Source organism: Streptomyces sp. NPDC058001, from assembly GCF_042886315.1.
GTDB lineage: Bacteria > Actinomycetota > Actinomycetes > Streptomycetales > Streptomycetaceae > Streptomyces.
Map to the genome: position 1 here is coordinate 207,160 of NZ_JBHVQT010000017.1, position 7,748 is coordinate 214,907.

8 protein-coding genes and 1 rRNA gene are annotated in these 7,748 nt (G+C 70.5%); 2 read left to right on the forward strand and 7 right to left on the reverse strand.

Annotated elements, in window-relative coordinates; translation table 11 throughout:
* Nucleotides 1-104 precede the first annotated feature (104 nt).
* Genes ACFVT5_RS36945 through ACFVT5_RS36955 form a run of 3 tightly spaced genes read right to left on the reverse strand, consistent with a single transcriptional unit; the run spans nt 105 to nt 2,243 of the window.
* Nucleotides 105-1,013, reverse strand: coding sequence for an NAD kinase (locus ACFVT5_RS36945; protein ID WP_389897416.1), 909 nt, complete (start codon nt 1,011-1,013; stop codon nt 105-107).
* Entirely contained in the window at nt 1,010-1,825 is an 816-nt protein-coding gene (locus ACFVT5_RS36950; protein WP_389897419.1) for a TlyA family RNA methyltransferase, read from the reverse strand. The genes ACFVT5_RS36945 and ACFVT5_RS36950 overlap by 4 nt, the downstream gene beginning before the upstream one ends.
* Before the next feature lie 7 nt (nt 1,826-1,832).
* The gene (locus ACFVT5_RS36955) at nt 1,833-2,243 is read right to left on the reverse strand and encodes a hypothetical protein (RefSeq protein ID WP_389897422.1); all 411 of its coding nucleotides are present in this window, start codon (nt 2,241-2,243) and stop codon (nt 1,833-1,835) included.
* Between the two features lie 42 nt (nt 2,244-2,285).
* Between ACFVT5_RS36955 and ACFVT5_RS36960 the strand changes: the two genes are divergently transcribed.
* Nucleotides 2,286-2,633: an SCP2 sterol-binding domain-containing protein gene (locus tag ACFVT5_RS36960; protein WP_389897424.1), complete on the forward strand. Its 348-nt coding sequence runs from the start codon at nt 2,286-2,288 to the stop codon at nt 2,631-2,633.
* Between the two features lie 292 nt (nt 2,634-2,925).
* On the opposite strand, the gene ACFVT5_RS36965 is transcribed toward ACFVT5_RS36960, so the two are convergent.
* On the reverse strand, nt 2,926-3,954 hold the full coding sequence (locus ACFVT5_RS36965; RefSeq protein WP_389897427.1) for an HAD hydrolase-like protein: 1,029 nt from the start codon (nt 3,952-3,954) through the stop codon (nt 2,926-2,928).
* A gap of 92 nt (nt 3,955-4,046) precedes the next feature.
* Between ACFVT5_RS36965 and ACFVT5_RS36970 the strand changes: the two genes are divergently transcribed.
* Complete coding sequence (locus ACFVT5_RS36970) at nt 4,047-5,375, forward strand: DUF1015 family protein (RefSeq protein ID WP_389897429.1); 1,329 nt, start codon at nt 4,047-4,049, stop codon at nt 5,373-5,375.
* Between the two features lie 3 nt (nt 5,376-5,378).
* Here the strand turns inward: ACFVT5_RS36970 and ACFVT5_RS36975 are convergent, their stop codons facing one another.
* The 3 genes from ACFVT5_RS36975 to rrf form a co-directional block, all read right to left on the reverse strand.
* Complete coding sequence (locus ACFVT5_RS36975) at nt 5,379-6,275, reverse strand: tetratricopeptide repeat protein (protein WP_389897460.1); 897 nt, start codon at nt 6,273-6,275, stop codon at nt 5,379-5,381.
* Nucleotides 6,245-7,426 (reverse strand): hypothetical protein, encoded by a 1,182-nt coding sequence (locus tag ACFVT5_RS36980; protein ID WP_389897463.1) that lies wholly within the window; start codon nt 7,424-7,426, stop codon nt 6,245-6,247. Before ACFVT5_RS36980 ends, ACFVT5_RS36975 begins: the two co-directional genes overlap by 31 nt.
* A 227-nt stretch (nt 7,427-7,653) precedes the next feature.
* Nucleotides 7,654-7,748 (reverse strand): 5S ribosomal RNA (rrf, locus tag ACFVT5_RS36985); the annotation flags it as partial.

A 7,748-nucleotide genomic window follows, 5' to 3' on the forward strand; every position in this document is an offset into this window, starting at 1 on the left:
CAACCCGATCTTGCGGCCAACCCCATGGCCCCACCCCACCCCACCCCCTCACCCTGGACACCATGACCACCAACCCGACACACCCCGAACACCCCCAGTCCACCTCAGTGCTGCGGCGCCCCCCGCCACCCGGACACCGGCAGGGCGAACTTGGCGACGAGCCGATCCGTGAACGACGCGTGGTGCAGCCGCGCCAGCCGCACCGGCACCGCACCCCTGCGGACCTCCACCCGCGCCCCGGCGGGCAGTTCCACCGTCCGCCGCCCGTCGCACCACAGCACCCCGTGCGGAGTGTGCGGCTGCACCTCCACAGCGAGCACCGAGTCCGGCGACGTCACCAACGGCTTGGCGAACAAGGCGTGCGCGCTGATCGGCACCATCAGCAGCGCCTCCACCTCCGGCCACACCACGGGCCCACCGGACGAGAAGGCATACGCGGTCGAACCGGTCGGCGTCGCACACACGATGCCGTCACAACCGAAACCGGTCACCGGCCTGCCGTCGACCTCCAGGACCACTTCGAGCATCCGCTCAGGTGAGACCTTCTGCACGGCCGCCTCGTTCAGCGCCCAGTCGGTATGGACGACATCGCCGTTGCTGTGCACCACGACATCGACGGTCATCCGCTCCTCGACCTCGTAGGAGCGGGTCACGACCCGGTCGACGACCTTGTCGAGATCGTCCCGCTCGGCCTCCGCGAGGAAGCCGACCCGGCCGAGATTGACACCGAGCATCGGCACCCCGGAGGCGCGGGCGAACTCTGCGCCGCGCAGCAGCGTCCCGTCACCGCCGAGCACGATCAGCAGTTCACATCCGTCGAGGGATTCGGGCGTCGCCTCCTCCACCAGTTCGACGGCCGGAGGCAGAGGCAGATCGGTCGCCTCCGACTCCAGTACCCGTACCCCGAGACCACAGCGGAGAAGTCCTTGAACGACGAGTTCGGCACTGCGGATGGCCGCCGGCCTCCCGGTGTGCGCGAGAAGGAAAACGGTACGAGCTTGGGTCTGTGTCAACGCGGCCCCTCCGCCACTGCACGGTCAACATCCGCGGGATCGAGGTCCGGTGCCCCGGCCCGCAGCCACAGAAAGTACTCGACATTCCCGGACGGTCCAGGCAGCGGACTGGCGGTGACGCCCTCCACTCCCAGACCCAGACCGGCGGCCTGCCGTGCGACACCCCGCACGGCTTCGGCCCGCAGTTCGGGGCTGCGCACGACACCGCCGCTGCCCAGACGTTCCTTACCGACCTCGAACTGCGGCTTGACCATCACCACCAGATCGGCGTCCGGCGCCGTACAGCGGACAAGCGCCGGCAGCACCAGACCCAGCGGAATGAAGGAGAGGTCCCCCACCACCAGATCCACCGGCACTCCATCGATCGCCTCCAACGTCAACTCGCGTACGTTCGTACGGTCCTTGACGGTGACGCGTTCATCGCTCTGGAGAGACCACGCGAGCTGCCCGTACCCGACGTCGACAGCGACGACCTGGCTGGCGCCGGCCCGCAGCAGCACATCGGTGAACCCACCCGTGGAAGCACCGGCGTCCAGAGCGCGCCGCCCTTCGACCCGCAGCCCGCGCGGTACGAAGACAGCGAGGGCACCGGCGAGTTTGTGCCCGCCTCGGGAGACGTAGTCGGGGTCGTTGTCGTCGGCCGTGACGACGATGGCGGCGCTGGTCTCGACCTGGGTCGCGGACTTGCTCGCGGTACTCCCGCCGACGGTCACCCGACCGGCGGCGATCAGCTGACCGGCCTGCTCACGGGAGCGGGCGAGCTTCCTGCGGACGAGTTCGGCGTCGAGGCGGCGGCGTGCCACTCCTGCCACGGTGGGTTCAGCTCCTGTGGTCGTACGAAGGTGACGGCGCCCGCTGAGGTCCGGGCGCGGGCGGACCGGGCGCGGGAGGTCCGGGACGGCTGTCGAGCGCGGTGAGCGTGTCCCGCAGCCCCCGGTGCACATCCTCGTACACCTCGATGTGCCCGTCCGTCGCCAGGTGGTCGGCATCACCGAGCCGACCGAGCTGCGCGTCGACATCGGCGTTACCGGTGGGGACACGCTCGATCTGAAGGGGGGAGGGGGCGGGGTGGGGGGAGGGGGGAGGGGGAGGGGCCCCCTCCCTGCCCTGTGTCTCGTCGGCCGAAGGCGTCGTGGCCTCGGCGAAGCCGGATGCGGCCCGTGCCGCGTCGGGCAGACCGCTGGGCTCCGGTGTGCGCGGTTCCGGGGCCCACGGGGAGTCGCTGCTCATGCCCCGACGCTACCCCGAAGCGCTGGGGTACCGTCGGTCGCGATGGCGACCTTGGAGGAGTGCCGTGCCGCACTCGACAAACTCTCGGACAATCTGGCGACCGCCGAAGGCGACGTACGCAGTGCGGCGGCGCTGGACCGTTCGCTGAGCTGCCGTATCACCGACCTGGACATGACGTTCGTCGGCCGTCTCAAGGATGGCCGGATCAGGGTGCTCGACACAGTGCAGGGACCGCCGCCGGAGAAGGCGGAGATCCGATTGGCGATGACGGGCGACGACCTGGTCGCGTTGGTCGGCGGAGAGCTGAACTTCGCGAAGGCGTGGGGGTCGGGCCGGGTCCGGCTGGAGGCGAGTCTTCGCGACTTGTTCCGCCTCAGAACCCTCCTATGACCACCGCTGTCCTCCCCACCGCGCGCCCCCGCACGCCCCCTGAGTGCCCCGCGCGCCTTCACGCATTTCGAACCCCCCTCTCCCCCGGCGCCGGTGCGGCCTGACAAACACCCTGCCTCCGCCTCCCCGCAGGACGCCAACACCCCCCGAACCCAAACCGACACCGCCTGCACCCACCGTGCCGCCGGCACCGCCAGGCACCCGCACCGCGAATCACCGTCACAACAACCGCACCGGCACCCGCACCCGCCCCGCCACCGGCACCCGCGCGGGCACCCGCACCGCCAACCCCCTACAACCCCAACCGAGCCACCGCCTTCGCCCCGTCCAACCGGCACCCCCCGTCCCCGCCCGCCGTCCAGGCCGCCCCGCACAACGCCCGCAGCCCGTCGAGGGTTTCGCCGTCCCCGTCCAGCTCCAGCCGCTCGTCCCCGGCCGTCGCCGTCCACCCCCCGCACCGGAACGCGTCCCCCTCGGGCACCACGTCGGGCTGCCCGGTCAGCAACCCCCGCAGATCGGCGTCGACATAGGTGGGGCGGTGCTCGGGGGGCGCGGCGAGGAGCTGGGGGGCGTCGGTGACACCGGTCAGGACGAGCAGCGAGTCGACGTCGCCGTTGAACGCGCCCTCGATGTCGGTGTCCAGCCGGTCCCCCACGACGATCGGCTGCCGCGCACCGGTCCGCAGGATGGTTTCGCGGTGCATCGGGGGCAGCGGCTTGCCCGCGACCTGTGGCTCGGCGCCGGTGGCGATCCGTACGACCTCGACGGCGGCGCCGTTGCCGGGGGCGATGCCCCGGCCGCTGGGAATCGTCAGGTCGGTGTTGGACGCGAACCAGGGGACCCCGCGCGCGATGGCGTAACTCGCCTCCGCGAACCGGCCCCATGGCAGCTCCGGCCCTCCGTACCCCTGTGCGACCGCCGCCGGGTCGTCGTCGGCCGACTCGACCGGTGTCAGTCCGCGTTCCCGCAGGGCGACCCGCAGTCCTTCCCCGCCGATGACCAGCACGCGCGCGCCCGCGGGCACTTGTTCGCTGATGAGCCGGGCCACGGCCTGCGCCGATGTGATGACGTCCGAGGCGCCGGTCGGTATGCCCAGCTCGGTGAGGTGCGCGGCGACCGCGTCGGGGGTGCGGAACGCGTTGTTGGTGACGTAGGCGAGGCGCATGCCCTGTGTGTGTGCCGTGTCGAGTGACGCGACGGCGTGTGCGATGGCGTTGCCTCCCGCGTACACCACACCGTCCAGGTCGAGCAGTGCCGTGTCGTACGCCGTGCTCAGCGCACGCTCGCTGCCCTGGGGCCGTGTCCTGACGGTCTGGGTCATTACGCCGCGCTCCTCGCTGGTCGGTACTCGTACGCGTTCCTCGTCACTCCCCCGATCATCTCGCACGGCACTGACACACATACGATGCCTCAATGGATGACCCAGGTACCGCCGACGATCGGGCACAGGAACCAGCAGGCCAGGGCCTGGATCTGGCCCCGTTCCGAGGGGTGCGGTATGTCCCCGAGCGGGTGGGCAGTCTCTCGGCGGTGACGTCACCGCCGTACGACGTGGTGGTACGGCCCGATGGGCTGCAGCATCTGGAGTCGGCGGATCCGTACAACATCGTCCGGCTGATCCTTCCCCAGGCCACGTCGCCGGCCGCCCGTACCGAGCAGGCGGCGGACACGCTGGACCGGTGGCTGTCGGACGGGATTCTGGCGGCGGACGCCGAGCCGGGTCTGTACGTGTACGAGCAGAGCCAGGGGGACACCCTTCAGCGCGGTGTCATCGGTGCGCTGCGTCTGTCGGAGGCCGGGGAGGGGGTGGTTCTGCCGCATGAGGACGTCATGGCGCCCGTGGTCGCTGACCGTGCGGCCCTGATGCGGGCGACGGCCGCGAATCTGGAGCCGCTGCTGCTGACGTACCGCAGCGAGCCCGAGAGTCCCGAGGCTGTTGACGCGCACGGTACGACGGGTACGGCCGCCGCTGTCATCGAGCGCACCGTCCTGCGCGCGCCGCTGCTGGCGACCACCACCGAGGACGGCTTTCATCACCGCCTGTGGGCCGTGCCGGACCCGGCGGAGGTCGCGGAGATCCGGAAGGACCTCTCCCGTCACCAGGCGCTCATCGCGGATGGTCATCACCGCTGGGCGACCTATCTGCGGCTGCGTACGGAACACCGTTCGCCGAGTCCGTGGGACTACGGTCTGGTCCTCCTGGTGGACACGGCCCGCTATCCGCTCCGCGTCCGGGCGATCCACCGTCTGCTGCACCGGTTGCCGGTCCGCGCGGCGGTGAAGGCGCTGGACGGCCTGTTCCGCGTGCGTACGGTGGAGGGCCCTCTTACGCGCGCGTTGGAGCAGCTCGGGGAGGCAGCCGCCGAAGGGAACGCCTTCCTTCTGACGGGCGGCGGTGTGTTCCATCTGGTCGACCGTCCGTCACCGGATCTGCTGGCCAGGACGGTCCCGGCGGACCGTCCGCGCGCGTGGCGCACGCTGGACGCGACGGTGCTGCACAGCACGCTGCTCGACCATGTCTGGCGCATCCCTGACGCGCCCGACCAGATCGCCTACATCCATGACACGGCGGCCACCGTCGCGAAAGCGGAACGCGACGGTGGCACGGCCGTGCTGATACACCCTGTGCGTGAGGAGGTCGTGCGTGACCTGGCTCGTCAGGGGGTGACGATGCCGCGCAAGTCCACGTCGTTCGGCCCCAAGCCGGCGACGGGTCTGGTCCTGCGCAGCCTCGACACTTAGGGCTCAGACGCCGCGACCCCGACCGTCGTCGTCATCACCTTTGTCGTCGTCTTCATCGTCGTCGCCTTTGTCACCGTCGCTGCTGAGGTCCTCGTCGTCGGTGGCGTGAGCGACCTCGGCGGCATCGACGACACTCTTGTCGTCGTTGTCGTCGTCGCTCTTGTGGTCCTCTTCGCCCCTGAGGTCTTCGTTCTCGTCGTCGTCCTCGTCGTCGCCCAGGGCATCGACGAACTCGACGCCGTCCAGCTCGGCGAGCCGGTCGGAGGCGTCCGTGGTGCCGTCCTTGTCGGACTCGACGGCCTTGGCGAACCACTCACGTGCCTCGTCCTCGCGGCCCGCCTCCAACAGGGCGTCGGCGTACGCGTAACGCAGGCGCGCGGTCCATGGCTGGATCGAGTTCGACGCCAGCTCGGGGCTCTGGAGCGTGACGATGGCGGCGTCGACCTGGCCCAGGTCGCGCCGGGCACCGGCCGTCACGAGCCGCATCTCGACCTGTCCGGCCTTGTCGAGCTTCTGCACCTCGGGGGCGCCGGCCATGTCGAGCGCCTTCTCGGGCCGCCCGAGCCCTCGCTCGCAGTCCGCCATCAGAGGCCACAGGTCGACACTGCCGGTCATGCGCCGCGCGGCACGGAACTCGGCGAGGGCTTCGCTGTACTTCTGCGTCGCGTACGCGGCGAAGCCGGTCGCTTCCCGTACGGCGGCGACACGTGAGGCAAGGCGCAGGGCGACCTTCGCGTATCCGTACGCGCCCTCGGGGTCCTCGTCGATGAGCCGCGCCACCATCACCAGGTTCTTGGCGACATCCTCGGCAAGCGTCTTGGGCAGACTCTGCAACTCCTGGCGTACGTCACGGTCGATTTCCTCGCCCGTCACGTCCTCGGGAATCGGCAGCCGCTTGATGGGCTCGCGGTCACGCTCCCGCTCATCACGGAACCGCCCGCCGCCACGCCGGTCGTCGCCACCGTGCCGGTCGTCACGGCCACGGAACCCACCGGGCCGCCCACGGCTGTCGTCACGGCGCGGCCCACGGTCGTCCCGCCCACGATAGCCACCGCCACCGGCGCTACCCCGGCTGTCATCACGCCGGAACCCACCACGGTCGCCGTCACGTCGGTCATCCGTACGTCGGTCGTCTGTACGTCGGTCATCGCGTCGATCGTCTCGCCGGAACGGGGGCCGGTCACCGTCACGCCGGAACCCCGGACGATCCCCGCCACCCCCACGGCTGTCGTCACGCCGGAACCCGCCACGATCACCATCACGACGATCATCGCCACGACGGTCATCACGACGATCGCTGTCCCGCCGGAACCCACCCCGGTCATCGCGACGGTCGTCACGCCGGTCATTGTCCCGCCGGAATCCACCCCGGTCGCCATCGCGCCGATCGTCACGTCGGTCGTCTGTACGTCGGTCATCGCGTCGGTCATCTCGCCGGAACGGGGGCCGGTCACCGTCACGCCGGAACCCCGGACGATCCCCACCGCCCCCACGGCTGTCGTCACGCCGGAACCCGCCACGATCACCATCACGACGATCATCGCCACGACGGTCATCACGACGATCGCTGTCCCGCCGGAACCCACCCCGGTCGCCATCACGCCGATCATCGCTGCGACGGTCATCCCGTCGGTCGTCACGCCGGAACGGGGGCCGGTCACCCTCACGCCGGAAACCGGGACGGTCACCGCCACGCCCACTATCGCGCCGATCGTCACGTCGGTCATCGGTACGGCGGTCATCGCGACGGTCGTCACGTCGATACGTCGGCCTGTCGCCGTCGCGGCGGAAGCCACGGTCGCGGTCGTCCCGGCGATCGTCGCGGCGCGGACCAGTGGGTCGGTCGTCTCGGCGCGGACCGCTCGGCCGGTCGTCCCGACGCGGAACGCTCGGCCGGTCGTCGCGGCGGAACGGCGGGCGCCCACCACGGTCACCGCTGTCACGGCGGTCGCCGGAAGCCCTGCGGTCACGATCCCGGTCACCGTCACGCCCACGATCGTCACGACCGCGGTCGTCGCGGCCTCGATCGTCTCGACGGCCGTACGTGGCACGGTCGTTGTCGCGACGCGGTCCCCCTCGGTAGCCCCCGCGGTCACCGCTGTCCCGCCGGCGCTGCTCGCGCTCGGGTCGGTCGTCGGGAGAGTTGGTGGACATGGGTGACTCCTGTCTTAGGTACCGCAGTCATTCTTACGCAGCCGGGTACCCGGCGCGCCTTGGCAAAACAAAAAAGGACCTCTGGCCCCAGCATGAACGCTGGGACCAGAGGTCCTCAAAGATTGTTCGGCGGTGTCCTACTCTCCCACAGGGTCCCCCCTGCAGTACCATCGGCGCTGAAAGGCTTAGCTTCCGGGTTCGGAATGTAACCGGGCGTTT